This is a genomic window from Acinetobacter sp. YH12027 (assembly GCF_013420085.1).
GTDB classification, from domain to species: Bacteria; Pseudomonadota; Gammaproteobacteria; order Pseudomonadales; family Moraxellaceae; genus Acinetobacter; species Acinetobacter amyesii.
Genome location: NZ_VOYW01000015.1, coordinates 1 through 14,712 on the forward strand (window position 1 = coordinate 1; position 14,712 = coordinate 14,712).

The 14,712-nt window shown below is 41.2% G+C and carries 14 protein-coding genes and 1 pseudogene; 8 read left to right on the forward strand and 7 right to left on the reverse strand.

The window, feature by feature from the left end; all coding sequences use genetic code 11:
* Positions 1-181: 181 nt before the first annotated feature.
* Positions 182-1,246: an aldehyde reductase gene (locus tag FTT94_RS07035; RefSeq protein ID WP_180041086.1), complete on the reverse strand. Its 1,065-nt coding sequence runs from the start codon at positions 1,244-1,246 to the stop codon at positions 182-184.
* Between the two features lie 356 nt (positions 1,247-1,602).
* Positions 1,603-2,937 (reverse strand): annotated as a pseudogene (locus FTT94_RS07040) (ISNCY family transposase).
* Positions 2,938-3,362: 425 nt separating this feature from the next.
* Here FTT94_RS07040 and rlmF point away from each other — a divergent pair.
* Both rlmF and bfr read left to right on the forward strand, forming a co-directional pair.
* Entirely contained in the window at positions 3,363-4,337 is a 975-nt protein-coding gene (rlmF, locus tag FTT94_RS07045) for a 23S rRNA (adenine(1618)-N(6))-methyltransferase RlmF (RefSeq protein WP_180005444.1), read from the forward strand.
* A 361-nt stretch (positions 4,338-4,698) separates the two neighbouring features.
* Complete coding sequence (bfr, locus tag FTT94_RS07050; RefSeq protein WP_067762676.1) at positions 4,699-5,163, forward strand: bacterioferritin; 465 nt, start codon at positions 4,699-4,701, stop codon at positions 5,161-5,163.
* A gap of 57 nt (positions 5,164-5,220) precedes the next feature.
* Here bfr and FTT94_RS07055 read toward each other — a convergent pair whose 3' ends face one another.
* The gene (locus FTT94_RS07055) at positions 5,221-5,754 is read right to left on the reverse strand and encodes a peroxiredoxin (RefSeq protein ID WP_373683086.1); all 534 of its coding nucleotides are present in this window, start codon (positions 5,752-5,754) and stop codon (positions 5,221-5,223) included.
* A gap of 193 nt (positions 5,755-5,947) precedes the next feature.
* Between FTT94_RS07055 and FTT94_RS07060 the strand changes: the two genes are divergently transcribed.
* The 5 genes from FTT94_RS07060 to bioD all read left to right on the forward strand — a co-directional run bounded on the left by FTT94_RS07060 (position 5,948) and on the right by bioD (position 10,689).
* Positions 5,948-6,709, forward strand: a complete 762-nt coding sequence (locus FTT94_RS07060; RefSeq protein WP_180170490.1) for a YqiA/YcfP family alpha/beta fold hydrolase — start codon at positions 5,948-5,950, stop codon at positions 6,707-6,709.
* Positions 6,710-6,795: 86 nt separating this feature from the next.
* Positions 6,796-8,088 (forward strand): adenosylmethionine--8-amino-7-oxononanoate transaminase, encoded by a 1,293-nt coding sequence (bioA, locus tag FTT94_RS07065; protein ID WP_180170491.1) that lies wholly within the window; start codon positions 6,796-6,798, stop codon positions 8,086-8,088.
* Positions 8,085-9,251, forward strand: a complete 1,167-nt coding sequence (locus tag FTT94_RS07070; RefSeq protein ID WP_180170492.1) for an 8-amino-7-oxononanoate synthase — start codon at positions 8,085-8,087, stop codon at positions 9,249-9,251. The genes bioA and FTT94_RS07070 overlap by 4 nt, the downstream gene beginning before the upstream one ends.
* Before the next feature lies 1 nt (position 9,252).
* Positions 9,253-10,026: a malonyl-ACP O-methyltransferase BioC gene (bioC, locus tag FTT94_RS07075; RefSeq protein ID WP_180005440.1), complete on the forward strand. Its 774-nt coding sequence runs from the start codon at positions 9,253-9,255 to the stop codon at positions 10,024-10,026.
* Entirely contained in the window at positions 10,027-10,689 is a 663-nt protein-coding gene (gene bioD, locus FTT94_RS07080) for a dethiobiotin synthase (RefSeq protein ID WP_180170493.1), read from the forward strand. It abuts the gene before it with no gap.
* Between the two features lie 47 nt (positions 10,690-10,736).
* Here bioD and rluB read toward each other — a convergent pair whose 3' ends face one another.
* From rluB to FTT94_RS07095, 3 genes are read right to left on the reverse strand one after another with little or no spacing between them, the layout of a single operon-like run.
* On the reverse strand, positions 10,737-11,855 hold the full coding sequence (rluB, locus tag FTT94_RS07085) for a 23S rRNA pseudouridine(2605) synthase RluB (RefSeq protein ID WP_180170494.1): 1,119 nt from the start codon (positions 11,853-11,855) through the stop codon (positions 10,737-10,739).
* A gap of 41 nt (positions 11,856-11,896) precedes the next feature.
* On the reverse strand, positions 11,897-12,493 hold the full coding sequence (gene scpB / locus FTT94_RS07090; RefSeq protein ID WP_078190063.1) for an SMC-Scp complex subunit ScpB: 597 nt from the start codon (positions 12,491-12,493) through the stop codon (positions 11,897-11,899).
* Complete coding sequence (locus tag FTT94_RS07095) at positions 12,490-13,284, reverse strand: ScpA family protein (RefSeq protein WP_180170495.1); 795 nt, start codon at positions 13,282-13,284, stop codon at positions 12,490-12,492. Before FTT94_RS07095 ends, scpB begins: the two co-directional genes overlap by 4 nt.
* Before the next feature lie 339 nt (positions 13,285-13,623).
* On the opposite strand from FTT94_RS07095, the gene FTT94_RS07100 reads away from it, so the two are divergent.
* Positions 13,624-14,343 (forward strand): GNAT family N-acetyltransferase, encoded by a 720-nt coding sequence (locus FTT94_RS07100; RefSeq protein ID WP_180170496.1) that lies wholly within the window; start codon positions 13,624-13,626, stop codon positions 14,341-14,343.
* A 35-nt stretch (positions 14,344-14,378) separates the two neighbouring features.
* Here the strand turns inward: FTT94_RS07100 and FTT94_RS07105 are convergent, their stop codons facing one another.
* Positions 14,379-14,684, reverse strand: coding sequence for a hypothetical protein (locus FTT94_RS07105; RefSeq protein WP_180005435.1), 306 nt, complete (start codon positions 14,682-14,684; stop codon positions 14,379-14,381).
* Positions 14,685-14,712 lie beyond the last annotated feature (28 nt).

Sequence of the window (14,712 nt, forward strand, 5' to 3'; positions counted from 1 at the left end):
TTAGAGGAATTGCCACAAGATACGATAAGCTAAAACGTAACTATCAAAGCGCTGTTGCTTTAGCTTGTATATTTATATGGTTGCCTCTTTAGCTCAATTTATCGGCTGTAAATGTCAACACACCCTAGTTTTTTAATATAAAAAGCCACCTATTCAAGGTGGCTTTTTATTGATGAGTGATTCACGGAATATATTGCTTCACAACACCGTCATCGAGAAGTTGTTGGAAATGCTCAACCACACTGTTTTGAATATCACGGTATTCGATCCCTAATTCTTTCTTGCTCTTAGCTGCATTAAAGTAAATTGGGTAGCCCATATTGAGTTCAACAAATTTACGAGGGAAGCCGGCAAGAGGGCCAAATGCCTTAAAAGCAAACTTCGGTAAGGTATTGCGCGGAAATGGAAATTTATTCCCAAAATGTGCGCGCAATAATTTGCCCATATCTAATAGGCTTAATGTGCCACCACTAATTATATAACGTCCGCTCGCTGCGGGATTGAGAGCTGCTTGTACGTGCGCATCGGCAACATCGCGAACATCGACGATACCATTCCACATTGGTGGAACACCGGCCAAAGTCATACCATTGGCAAACTGTTGTAGAACTTCAACGCTTCCTGACTGTGTTGACGCTGTTAAAGATGGCCCCATGACCAGTGCTGGATTAATACAGACCAGATCCCAACGGTTTTGTGCTTTTTGCATTTCCCAAGCTTTGCGCTCAGCCATCACTTTTGAATATGGATAAGGCTGATGAGTTTCTGAACTGGAGGTATTCCAATGCGATTCATCAAATTCATTATGCTCGGTCTGTAGAATATCAATGGCATCACCATAGGTTGATGCGATGCTTGAAGTCACGACAACACGTTGTACAGATTCTGTTTTATTGACACTGTTGAGTACATTTTCAGTGCCTAAAATAGCCGGCTCAATAATGTCTTTTATTGCGTCTTTATAGTTGGTCACAACAAAAGGGGATGCCATATGGATCACAATGTCACAACCTTGCATGGCTGAATCAAATGCACCCTCATCCAATAAATTGGCTTGAAACAGTTTTAAAGCGCCAGTTGTTTTAGCTGCAATTTTTTCGAGATGTGCAAATCCTGATGTTTTATTCAGATCTCGAACTGTGGCATGCACTGTATGACCTAATTCGAGTAAATTTTTGATGACCCAACTGGCAATATAGCCTGTCGCGCCTGTGACGAGTATCTGTCTTGTTGTCTTGCTATTCATATTCTTCAACTTTAATTGACGCATTTTTTATCATATTGAAAATATTTAGTTTTGTCTTTGATTGATTTGAAAAAATATATGTTGATGATTGGGTTTAATGTGCACTAAATTCAGCAGAGAATGCATGTGAACGCTGCAAAAGTACTTTTTTATGATCTTAAAAGCGTGAATATGGGATGAATGTTGGATAGATGCATATTCTTATGAGTATGGACGCAAAATCTCACAGAAAAATGGACAAAGAGTCATATCTAACTTGTGCGCTTTAATTTAAAGCCTAGATCTTAGGTCTAAGCTTCTTCTGCTATTCACCAATTAAAATGTCTATGCGATAAACCATTTAAAATGTCCTGTTTTTAACTGCAAGAGTCAAGAACAGGATTTAAATATCTTTGTTCAATAACAGCTTTCTGAGCTTTACGACTCGGCATACTTTTCTTGAGACGGGAACGTTTATTCTGTTTCTCCAACTCCTCATGTTGCTGCTGGATATGGGCCAGAACCGAGCCTAATCTTTTATTCTCAACAACTGCATTTTGCTGTAGTCCAGCCAGTTTATTGAAGGTGCTATAGTTGATCTTCCGTCCTTCATGCATGATCGCTACAGTGCCATCCAGATACTCCAGAAATGAAATGTATTGCCCAACAAGCTTATGATTCAGTGCTGTTGGCTCAAGTATATAAATACACTTGTCATACGTGATGGTCAGGTTCTTCGTGACCTTACGCGGTTCTTGCCAGGTGAAAATATCCTCCAGTTCAGCATCAAACTCTGTTAAAGGGCGATGTAAGTTCTTGGAATTTCTCGCACACTTGACAAACTTCTGATTGAACTGCTCAATGAAGCAGGGTAGTCAGGCATTGGCTTCGGCAATCGAACTGATGCCTTCCAGACGCATCTCCTTGATCAGACGATCCTGAAGTGTCCTGTTGGCACGTTCCACACGACCTTTGGCCTGCGGTGAGTTGGCAAAGATAATATCAATGTTTAACTCGTTGAGGATCCGCCCAAATTGCGTGATCTTGCTGTCTTGGCAGGATTTCTGATTGACTCGGAATACCGAGTGTTTATCGCTATAAAAGGCCAACGGCTTGCCGTATTGCTCAATGTAGGCTCGGGTTGAAAGCATATAATCAAAGGTTGTTTCAGCCTCACAAAAGCGCAGATGCAACAGCTTTCCAGTGGCATCATCGATATAAACCAGCAAGCAGCATTTGGCGGCTCGTCCTTCAAACCAGTCATGATATGAACCATCAATCTGGATCAACTCACCGAAGCAATCCCGGTTATATCGAGGCTGATATGGCCGTTTCAGACGCTTGGATCGCGGAATCCAGAGCTCATTGGCAGTCATCCAGCGACGAACCGTTTCCACAGGAATATTCAGACCAAACATGCTCATCAGCTTCTCATGAGCCAAGGTTGGGCCAAAGCCCAGCAGATGTTCAGAAATAATGGAAAGGCATTCAGACTTTACGGCTTCATCATGGCGACGATGGCCAGGTTGACCACGACTGGCATGTGTCAGGCCTGAAACACCGTCTTGCTTTAGCTTCTGTAATAATCGGGTAATTTGGCGGGTAGAAAGATTCAGGATTTCAGCAGCACGGACTTGTGTAATACGTCGATCGCGAACGTCTTGTAGAACTGCAAGACGTTGTATTTCCTTGTCAGACATAGTGATCAGCATCTCAAATTATATCCGGTCCATGATGTTGATGTACATCATAGACTAAACATTTTTATTGGTGAGAATACAGACACTTTAAATGGTTTCTAACATCTTTTTATTTATCTTTAAATTACAAGATTTTATCTTGATGTAAAAAGCCCAATCATGTGTGATTGGGCTTTTTACGAGATTCTTTCCGTTCCATGCTTAAATTTTGAGTAATGTTTCACAGTTTTGTTTAATGAGATTGAATGCTATAGCAACCAAAAATGTACAGATTAAATAAGAATAGATGTCCACGTGGTTATGGATTTTGCAGATAGGCAAATAAAAGGATTGGGGCGTCATTGTCAGTTAAATTCACGTACAATATCGATTAATTTGCAGGTATAGATCCTGCCTTATCAGATGATTCTGTTCTCCCGTTGATTATTGGCATTCATATGGCGCAAGCAAAGAAATCTTTTCCGCAACAAAAATCGGAACTACATGCACGAAATCTGCATCGCAGTCGTTACGATTTTCCGCAGTTAATCAAGAGTTGTCCGGAACTTGCGCCTTTTGTCAGCCCAAATAAATATAATGATTTATCGGTAGATTTTTCTGATCCGCACGCTGTGAAAATGCTCAACAAAGCATTGCTCAAGCATTTTTATGGCATTCAATATTGGGATATTCCTCAAGATTATCTTTGCCCACCTATTCCGGGTAGAGCGGACTATATCCACTATATAGCTGACCTGTTGAGTGCAAACAATAAAGGGCAGATTCCAACTGGACACGCCGTTCAAGTCTTAGATATTGGGGTTGGCGCGAACTGTATTTATCCGATCATTGGTCATCGGAGCTATGGTTGGAAATTTGTCGGCTCAGACATACATGCTGCATCGGTTAAAAGTGCTCAATTTATTGTGGAGGCCAATCCGAATCTGCGTAAAGGGATTCAGATTCGATTGCAGAAGACAGCGAGCAATATTTTCAATGGTGTGATTAAACCTTCAGATCGTTTTGATTTGACCATGTGTAATCCACCATTTCATGCCTCGCAAGATGAAGCCAACGCGACAGCAACGCAAAAATTAAGAAAACTGGGTAAGCCAGTTAATCGGACCAAGGTGGTATTGAACTTTGGTGGTCAAAAGAACGAACTCTGGTGTGATGGTGGTGAAGAACGATTTGTCTGCCAAATGGTGCAAGAGAGTATTCATTTTGCTGAGCAATGCCTTTGGTTTAGTACGCTGGTTTCCAAGAAAACAACATTGCCCGTGCTTTTAAAGGCCTTAGCGAAGAGCGGCGCAGTGGATGTGAAAACCATTAAAATGACGCAGGGACAAAAAGAAAGCCGTTTTGTCGCTTGGACTTTTCTAGATTTAAGGCAACAGCAAGCGTGGAAGAATGCACGTTGGACTTCAGCTTAAGTCTGTCTTCGTTGGAGATTTTCGCCTTGTCTTTGACAGCAATGCATAGGGCATCAATATAAAGTTTCCCATAGCGATAAGCTCAGTGTGTTGAATCAATCAGGAGATATTTTTGCTAAACAAGACGCATTGTTAATTGTTACAAAAAACAGCATCCAGCGATTTTTGATTATTTCGTGTTCTAAATGCCTTAAATTTTCTGCAAGGGCTTCTTTTATATGTGAAAAATGCGCGGAATTGAACTGCAAATGCGTATGTTTATCATTTAAATTTTATATAAATCATAAACTTACAAAAATTATATTTTGCATTCATTTTGAAACTTGTCCATAATATTTGAAAAGGGTATGGAGTGAAGAAAATGCGTGGCAATCCAGAAGTCGTAGACTACTTAAATATGCTGATCGGTGGCGAACTGGCTGCTCGTGATCAATACTTAATTCATTCCCGTATGTATGAAGATTGGGGCTTAAGTAAAATCTTTGAACGTATCGATCATGAAAGCCAAGAAGAAGGCTCACATGCAGATGCATTGATTCGGCGCGTATTGTTCCTTGAAGGAACGCCGAATATGAATCGTGATGATATTGAAGTCGGTACAGACGTTGTGACTTGTTTAAAAGCGGATTTGGCGCTTGAATATCATGTTCGTGAGAAACTTGCACAAGGCGTAAAATTGTGTGAAGAAAAGGGTGACTATGTGACCCGTGATATGCTCCGTCAGCAAATGTCAGATACTGAAGAAGATCATACTTACTGGCTTGAAAAGCAAATGCGTTTGATCGAACTTATTGGTCTACCAAACTATATTCAGTCTCAAATGTAATTTAAAAAATATCCAAAAAACCCAGCTTCTGCTGGGTTTTTTATTGGGCCATGAAAACTATTGTTGTAGTTTTTTAATATCTGCCAAGACTTGCGCCGCATGTGTCTGTGTATTCACACTGGTGTAGTGATAAACAATAATGCCTTTCGGATCAATCAGAAAGGTTTCACGTTTGGCAACTTTCAAAATCCCTAAGTTTCGTACAATACCTAACTGTGTCGCCAGCTTATGTTGGAGGTCGGCAAGAATTGGAAAGGGAAGTCCGAGTGCTTTAGAGAACGTTTGATGTGATGCAACATCATCTAAGCTTGCACCCAAAACAACCGCATTACTTTTTAAAAATTGTGGATATAGGGTTTTAAATTGATTGGCTTCTTCTGTACAACCGGGTGAGTTGTCTTTGGGATAAAAGTACAGAACGAGCCATTTCCCTTGATATTGCTTCAGTTCGTGCCATTTTCCGTTTTGATCTTGTAATTTAAAGTTGGGTGCGGGTGTGCCTACCCATTGTTTTTGTTTGTTTTGACTGGTGCTGAGTATTGATGTTTCAGCAACTGTGATTTGGGTAGTTGCTATTAAAGCACATGTCATGAAACAGATTTTTAGCAATGAAGAAACTTTCATAGAGCATCAGTTTATATTGTTCTTTATCTGATCTTAGCAAATTTTAAAGCGCTGTAGGCTGGCTGATTTTATATTTATTGAAGTCGATTGCGAATGTCTTTTGGCAAATCGGTTGATGTGCTGAAATGCCACTATCAAACTTGCTTTGAACTTTTATACTATGTGGAATCGTTTAATTTTAGAGTTTGTATTGAATCAACATATTTTACTTATTACTGGCTGGGGCGGCGGTCGTAAATTACTTGCTCCTTTACAGCAGGCATTGATCGCTCAAGGTTATCAGGTCGAATTATGGAATATTTTTGATGCCTTAAATCTAGAAGTGCTCGAACAGAAAGTTGAATTGGCGCAGCAATTTGATGTGATTATTGGCTGGTCTCTTGGTGGTCAATTGGCGACGATTTTGGTAGATGAAATTCAAAAAAAATATCAACAACAGAAAGTGCTGATCACATTAGGTTCAAATCCAAGTTTTGTGGCTGATGAACAGTGGCCTGCTGCGATGGATCAAGTCAGTTTTCAAAGCTTCAAACAATCTTTCGAGCAGGATGCAATTTCGACCCTAAAAAAGTTTGGTTATATGGTTTGTCAGGGCACTGATAGCAGCAAGCAAGATTTCATCACCTTGCAAAGTTTGATTCAAGCGCAAAATTTAGATGTGCTTCGAGCTGGATTGAACTGTTTGGAGAAGCTCAATAATGTCAGTATCTTGAAAAATTACACAGGTCATCAATACCATATTTTTGCTAAGCAAGATTATTTGGTTAGTTACAAAGTTGAGCGATTATTGCGTAATTTAGCTGCAAAGTTTTTGGAGACAGAATTGGTTTCCGGCTCACATGGCTTTCCATTGTTTCAATCTGAAGTCATAAGTTGCAAAATCTGCCAATATTTAAAGAAAATAGAACAAATCTCTGACTAGCTGGGCTTTATGGCAATTTATTTTTCATTGCCGTGGGTTTAACATCTTGCCACATTGATGTTTAAGCCTGATACATGGAGTGAGGGATGGCCAATTTAACCGATCTACAATTTGATCAGCAGCATATTTGGCATCCCTATACATCGATGACTCAGCCCCTTCCAACGTTTAAAGTGAAACGTGCGCAAGGGGTGATGATTGAGCTTGAAGATGGTCGTCAATTGATTGACGGTATGTCTTCATGGTGGTGTGCGATTCATGGTTATAACCATCCCGAGTTAAATCAGGCTGTGACCGATCAACTGCAACAGATGTCACATATCATGTTCGGTGGATTGACGCATGATCCCGCGATTCAACTGGCTAAATTACTGTTAAAAATCACACCGCCCAGTTTAGATAAAATCTTCTTTGCCGATTCAGGTTCGGTTGCTGTCGAAGTAGCCTTGAAAATGGCAGTGCAGTATTGGGCATCTTTACATCAACCGAATAAAACTAATTTTGTCACACCACGTTCTGGCTATCATGGCGACACTTGGAATGCGATGTCTGTGTGTGATCCCGTGACAGGGATGCATCAAATTTTTGGCCCAAGTTTACCAAATCGAATTTTTGTTCCTGCGCCGCAAGTTGGCTTTGACCAAGCGTGGAATCAGGCGGATATTGCTGAGCTAGAAAAGACTCTCTCTGAACAGCATGCGCAGATTGCAGGCCTGATTTTAGAGCCGATCGTGCAAGGTGCCGGAGGTATGCGTTTCTATCATCCTGAATATTTACGTCAAGCTAAATTACTCTGCGAAAAATACAATATCTTGTTGATCTTCGATGAGATCGCGACAGGTTTCGGGCGAACAGGAAAACTCTTTGCTTGGGAATGGGCCGCAGTTGAGCCAGATATTATGTGTATTGGTAAAGGACTGACAGGCGGTTATATGACCTTGTCTGCAACCCTGACTACGCAGAAAGTTGCGAATACGATCAGCCAAGGCGAAGCGGGTGTGTTTATGCATGGCCCAACCTTTATGGCAAATCCGTTGGCATGTGCGGTCGCAGTAAAAAGTACCGAACTGCTGCTTTCTCAAGATTGGCAAGCGAATATTCGACGTATCGAAACACAATTGAAGTTTCATTTACCAGCACTTTCATCGCTTGAACATGTCAAAGATGTGCGAATACTTGGTGCTATTGGTGTGGTGGAATTGACCTTTAATGTCGATATGAAAACGCTACAACAGGAGTTCGTCCGTCGTGGCATTTGGATTCGTCCATTCGGTAAGCTGGTTTATGTCATGCCGCCATATATTATTTCTGAGCATGAATTAAAAACATTGTTAGAACACATGGTTGAGGTGGTGAAAAACATGGAGCAGCCAGCATGAATCTGCTCAACCATTTTTCAGAGCAGCTTGATCAGCTGAAACAGCATGGCAACTTACGTCAGTTCACGTCAAATCATCAGCACGATCGTTACATTAGTATTCATGATCACAAAATGTTGAATTTGGCGTCAAATGACTATTTAGGTTTGGCTTCAAACCAACATCTACGTGAACAATTTTTTGATGAAACCCCGAACGCACAGCGTTGGATGAGTTCATCCTCTTCGCGGTTGCTGACGGGGAATTTTCCAGAATATGAGCAACTTGAATCAACATTAAGTGATGCCTTTCATGGCCGATCAGCACTGTTATTTAACAGCGGCTATCACATGAATATCGGGATTTTACCTGCACTGGCAGACAGTAAAACCTTGATATTGGCGGATAAGTTGATTCATGCCAGTATGATTGATGGCATCCGCTTATCAACTGCGAAATATGTGCGCTATCGCCATAATGATTTGGCACATTTATCTCAGCTTTTATGCAGATATCATGAAAATGAGGCTTTTGAGCGGATCATTGTAGTGACTGAATCGATTTTCAGCATGGATGGTGATGAAACAGATTTAGCTGAACTGGTACGGATCAAAAGGCAATTTAGCAAAGTCATGCTGTATGTCGATGAAGCGCATGCCATTGGTGTGCGCGGTGAGCGAGGTTTAGGTTGTGCTGAACAATATCAAGTGATGGATGATATTGATCTTTTAGTCGGGACATTTGGTAAAGCACTGGCTTCAATAGGGGGGTATCTCATCTGTCATTCGATTATTCGTGACTATTTGATTAACTCGATGCGACCGTTGATTTTTAGTACCGCACAGCCCCCGATCTGTATGGCGTGGACAGATTTTATCTTCAAGAATGTTTTAAATTTAAAAGCAGAGCGTCAATATTTACAGCAAATCAGTCAAAGTTTGCAGCGAGCTGTGCAAGACAAAGGTTTTGATTGTCCATCTACATCACATATTGTGCCCGTCATTATTGGCGAGTCGAATAAAACTGTAGCAAAGGCTCAAGCTTTGCAAGCAGCAGGTTTTTATATCATGCCTGTACGTCCACCCACTGTGCCGCAGCATAGTTCGCGCTTACGCATCTCTTTGACTTCCAACATTGGTCAAGAAGAGCTGCATACATTAATCAAGCAACTAATGGCAGAGTAAGATGCTGGATAAATCTCAAATTAAGCAGCGCTTTTCTAAAGCTGTGTTGACCTATGATCAGCAGGCTGTGGTTCAAAAAAGAATCTGCACAGAGCTGGCAGGACTGATGGATCAGTATGTCGGGAAAAAACATTGGCATCAGGCTTTGGAAATTGGTTGCGGTACAGGAATGTTCACGCAGGAAGTGTTAAAGCATTGTTCAATTGATACTTTATATTTGAATGACTTGTCTGAAAATATCGTCACTTTGCAAGATGCTACCTTTTTGCAAAAGACCCATACCCATCTGCTGATGGGTGATATTGAAAAGCAGGCGCTTCCGCAAAACTTAGACTTGGTTATTTCAAGTTCTGCTTTGCAGTGGATGTCCGATTTACCGCAGTTGTTTAGCAAAATATATGAAGCTTTAAAGCCACAAGGATATTTTGTATTCAGCAGTTTTGGTACGGAAAATTTGCGTGAAATGAAGCAACTGACGGGCTGCGGTTTGGATTATTTTGAAATTCATCTGCTGCAACGGTTTTTGATGGATTGTGGTTTTGAATTTGTCATGATGAAGCAAGAGGTACAGCAATTGTATTTTGAGCATCCCCGCGATGTGCTTCAGCATATTAAGGCAACGGGAGTGACTGCAACGGCACAACATCGCTGGACAAAAAGCACTTTGCAACAGTTTTATCTGGATTATGCACAGTTTGTACATGCTCCTGATTCAGAGGATTTTCAGTATCCGCTGACCTATCATCCCATCCAATGTATTGTAAGGAAAAAATAAGTGGCTCAAATTTACTTTATCAGTGGAATAGACACAGGCATCGGTAAAACATATACCACAGGCTATTTGGCTAAAATATGGAATGAACAAGGGGCGCGAACGATCACGCAAAAGTTGATCCAAACAGGCAATGTCGATATTTCTGAGGATATAGAACAACATCGTCAAATTATGGGTACGAGGTTGTTGGTCGAAGATGAAACCAAACTTACGATGCCTGAAATATTTAGTTATCCTGCGTCGCCACATCTCGCCACCAAACTCGATGGACGTGACATTGATTTTGCTAAAATTGAATACGCGACAAAACGTTTAACTGAAAAATATGACAACGTTTTACTCGAAGGTGCGGGAGGGTTGATGGTGCCATTGACTACGGACCTTTTAACCATCGACTATGTTGTAGAGAAGCAATATCCCGTTATTTTGGTGACTTCGGGGCGTTTGGGCAGCATTAACCATACGATTTTAAGTTTGGAAGCACTAAAAAGTCGTGGCTTGGCGCTTTATGCACTGGCTTATAATTTAAATGATGAATCGCAAGATGTATTGATTTCTAAAGATACTGCTGAATATTTAAAAGCATATTTAGCCAAACACTTTCCAGAGGCGTTATGGATTGATGTTCCAGTGATTCCGTCAGTGTTGATTCCGTCAGTATAAAGAAACAAAAAACCGCTCAAATGAGCGGTTTTTTTATACTTAAGAAATTAAAATTTCTTAAAGCCTTTGTTGTTTCCGCTAAATGCGCGACTTGGCACAGAGTCATTACGACGCTCACGATTGCCAAAATTGTCGTTACGACGTTCACGGTTACCGAAGTTTTCACTGTTGCGATCATTACGGTTATTGTTGAAACCGTCGTTGCGACGCTCTGAACGATTAAATCCATTGCCTTGGAATCCACCTTCAGTACCACCAGTACGACGTTCGCCACGATTGTCTTGATAACCATTGCTTTGTTGTGGCTGGTTTTCGTCACTGTCACGACGTTGTTGGCGTAAGTAACCACCACGACGTGCTGCCATTGGTTTATCTTGCATACGTTCAGTACGACGTTTCGCCATGCCAAACAGGCCAGTACCTTGACGTGGTTTAAGCTCAACGGACTTGGTTAAGTTGTCGATATCTTGTTTATCTAGCTCGATCCAGCGACCAGTACGTAGTTCGCGTGGCAGAATTACTGAACCATAACGTGTACGTAAAAGACGGCTCACTTTTAAGCCTTGAGATTCGAAAATACGACGAACTTCGCGGTTACGACCTTCTTTTACGACCACTTGATACCAACGGTTAATACCGTCACCACCAATTTCAGAGAATGACTCAAATTTTGCAGGGCCATCATCTAAAACAACGCCTTGTAACATGTTGTTTTTTAACTGAGGAGTGACTTCACCCATAACACGAACGGCATATTCACGTTCGATTTCGCTAGAAGGGTGCATTAAACGGTTCGCCAGTTCACCATCATTTGTGAACAGCAATAGACCTGTAGAGTTGATATCTAGACGACCTACCATTACCCAGCGATCACCGGTAATTTGAGGTAATTGTTCAAATACCGTTGGACGGTTTTCAGGGTCATTGCGTGAACAAATTTCGCCTTCTGGTTTATAGTAAATCAACACACGGCGACGAATTTCGTCTTCAATTTGGAACTGAACTTTACGACCATCGATGCGAAGCTCATCACCCGGTTCAATACGTTCACCCACTTCGGCAACTTGCCCATTTACGCTCACACGACCAGCGGCAATGACTTCTTCCATATAACGGCGAGAACCCAAACCAACGCGTGCGAGCACCTTTTGCAATTTTTCACTCATGACAGCATAACCTTAGAAATTATCATCAACAGTTCACCTATTTATGACTTCGGTGCATTCGCATCGAGGGCCATAAAAGCTTCCTTGGCATCCTGCAGGGGAGGCAATTGGCCCAAAGAGGTTAGACCAAAAGCATTTAAAAATTGAGGCGTTGTAACTAACAACGCGGGTCGTCCTGGGAGTTCACGAAAACCAGATTCTTTAATCCAGTTCCAGTCAAATAACGTACGTAAAATTTGACTATTGTTGGTCACCCCACGGATTTGCTCAATATCTGCGCGGGTTACCGGTTGATGGTAAGCAATGACAGAAAGAGTTTCGAGCAAGGATGGCGATAAACGAGTTGGTCGTTCAGGCCAGGTCTGTGCAATAATATTACGATATTTTGCACGTACTTGAAAACGGAAACCTTGAGCGGTTTCAACAAGTTCAATTGATCTGCCGTGTTGCAGCATTGAAAGCTGCTGCAAATATTGGCGTAATTCGGTTTTACTGAAACGGTCTTGGAAAGCCTCTTTTAAACGGGCAATACTCACCGCCGCTTCACTGGCAAAAATAATGGCTTCAAGCTGCATCAAAATTTCATGCAGATTATCTTCTGAAGACACCGCAGTCATTTGTTTAAGTTCAGTGTTCATGCACGTGCTCCCTGAATTGCAAGCGGTGCTTCTACACCTGATGCGACAATTTGAACTTTTTGTTGGCGTGTCAGTTCCAACACGGCCATAAATGTCACGACAACACCCATGCGGCCTTGGCTTGGTTTGAGTAAGTCCGCAAAGTCTAATACTTCACCTGACTCAAGCTTAGTTTCAATATAAGCAATACGTTCTTCGAGTAAGACAGGTTCTTGTAGAATTTGGTGGGTAACCGGTTCTGGTCGATTAAAAACACAGAGTATGGCATCACGAAGTAATTGAATGTCATAACCATCATTGGTTTCGACAATCGTTCCTAAACTGACATTGGTATCGAAAGTATCTCGATCCAACACCGACATTTGACCTAATCTTTCCGCAGCTTGTTTGATGCGCAAATACGTTTCTAAACGGTCAATCAATTCTTGTTTAGGATCTTGTTCATGTGCCGCGGTCGATTTAGGTTTTGGCAATAATAGACGCGATTTTAAATCGGCCAATAGAGCTGCCATCACCATATAATCTGCGGTTAATTCAATATCTAGCGATTTCATTGCATCCATATAGGACAAATATTGGGATGCAATTGGAGCAATATCGACTTGTAATAAGTCGAAGCCATTTTTTTGAATCAGGTAAATCAGAAAGTCGAGTGGTCCTTCGAAATGCTCTAATAGAATTTCAAATGCAGCGGGTGGAATGTACAAATCTTCTGGAATAGCTTCTTGCCACTCATCCAAAACGCGAATGTGTGGAGCATTTTCCATAGAATTATGGACAGTTTGGTTCATTGCAATTATAGGCCACGCGAATTTTCAAAGGCATGCAGACAGCTTTCACTTCGATCTCACATCGAAAGTAAAAGCACAAAAGTTATAAGGAATAGTGTAATGGAAAAATGCGTTTAAAGAAATTACTGAACGGTTGAATTGGGTAAAAAACATAAAATTTATAGGGAATAGGCTTTATTTATACACATGTAAAATTTTAAAGCTGTGATATCGATCACATCTTGTGTTAATTATAAAAAATACACTCGTCAATCCGTGAGCGCATTTAAGCTGTGATATCTGGGTGATGGGCGTCTATCATGAAATGAATTGAATGAAATGACTAAAAGAATATTAGCTATGCCACAACAATATAATCAATGGGGTCAGGCCGTAGGGATGACGTTGGCGCAGTTTGAACTATGCCAGTTCAGATGTAAAACCGAAGTGGGGCAATCTGTTCGACTTATTCCGATGCTACCCGATCAGCTTGATGATAGTCTTTTACAGCGGCTATGGCAGACAGTACAACAAGAACCTGATGAACGCTGTTGGACGTATTTGCCTTATTCTCAAATTCAAAGCATGCAGCAATTGCGTGATTATTTTCAGCAATCCTTTCATTTTACCGGTTCGATGCATTATGTCATTGAGGTCGGTGATGCCATTGTAGGGTGGATTGGATTGCTCAATGTACGCCCAGCACATGCTGTCATCGAAATTGGCAATGTCTTTTTTTCAAGTTTAATGAAGCGATCAACCGCCGCAACAGAAACCATTTATCTATTGTTAAAAGCATGCTTTTCAGCGGGATATAGACGGGTGGAGTGGAAGTGTGATGACTTGAACACGCCTTCGAAAAACGCTGCTTTGCGTTTTGGCTTTCAATTTGAAGGGTTGTTTCGTCAACATGTGATTGTGAAAGGTCGTAACCGTGATACCGCTTGGTTTGCGATGTTAGATCAGGATTGGCCAATGTTGTCTCAAGCTTATGCAGCTTGGCTCGATACAAATAATTTTGATGAGCTGGGACAACAAAAAATTCACTTAAAAGAATTTATGCAGCTTTATTGCGCTTGAGCAAAAACCACTATTCAAGGCTTTGAGCCTGTTAGTCATATCTTTTGTTCAAGTGCAAATTCTATGATGAGTTGGCACTGCGCTTGCGAGCAGAGGTTTTGATTAGCTCTACGTTTAAACAGTGATTTGACCGTTGATGCATGCAGAAAATAACGAAAAATTTGCGGCTGTGTTGTCGCTATTGGTGAAATTAAATTTTCATCTTTTGCCCTCAGTTGAGCCGTGGATTCTAAAGTCCACGGCTCAGTGGCATATATAGCAAAATGATTGAGACTGCTTTGCTCGGAGACACTGAGGTCTGTCGCATTTTGGAGCTTGAGTAAAATCTGAAATAAAGTCATCAGGTCGATTCCTTTATCGAAAGGTGCA

Excerpts from the sequence above, each read along its gene's own strand:
- rlmF (WP_180005444.1), top strand. The coding sequence starts at position 3,363 with ATGGCGCAAGCAAAGAAATCTTTTCCGCAACAAAAATCGGAACTACAT.
- bfr (WP_067762676.1), top strand. The coding sequence starts at position 4,699 with ATGCGTGGCAATCCAGAAGTCGTAGACTACTTAAATATGCTGATCGGT.
- FTT94_RS07070 (WP_180170492.1), top strand. The coding sequence starts at position 8,085 with ATGAATCTGCTCAACCATTTTTCAGAGCAGCTTGATCAGCTGAAACAG.
- FTT94_RS07105 (WP_180005435.1), bottom strand. The coding sequence starts at position 14,684 with ATGACTTTATTTCAGATTTTACTCAAGCTCCAAAATGCGACAGACCTC.
- FTT94_RS07095 (WP_180170495.1), bottom strand. The coding sequence starts at position 13,284 with ATGAACCAAACTGTCCATAATTCTATGGAAAATGCTCCACACATTCGC.
- FTT94_RS07055 (WP_373683086.1), bottom strand. The coding sequence starts at position 5,754 with ATGACATGTGCTTTAATAGCAACTACCCAAATCACAGTTGCTGAAACA.
- FTT94_RS07060 (WP_180170490.1), top strand. The coding sequence starts at position 5,948 with ATGTGGAATCGTTTAATTTTAGAGTTTGTATTGAATCAACATATTTTA.
- rluB (WP_180170494.1), bottom strand. The coding sequence starts at position 11,855 with ATGAGTGAAAAATTGCAAAAGGTGCTCGCACGCGTTGGTTTGGGTTCT.
- bioA (WP_180170491.1), top strand. The coding sequence starts at position 6,796 with ATGGCCAATTTAACCGATCTACAATTTGATCAGCAGCATATTTGGCAT.
- FTT94_RS07100 (WP_180170496.1), top strand. The coding sequence starts at position 13,624 with ATGCCACAACAATATAATCAATGGGGTCAGGCCGTAGGGATGACGTTG.
- scpB (WP_078190063.1), bottom strand. The coding sequence starts at position 12,493 with ATGAACACTGAACTTAAACAAATGACTGCGGTGTCTTCAGAAGATAAT.
- FTT94_RS07035 (WP_180041086.1), bottom strand. The coding sequence starts at position 1,246 with ATGAATAGCAAGACAACAAGACAGATACTCGTCACAGGCGCGACAGGC.
- bioC (WP_180005440.1), top strand. The coding sequence starts at position 9,253 with ATGCTGGATAAATCTCAAATTAAGCAGCGCTTTTCTAAAGCTGTGTTG.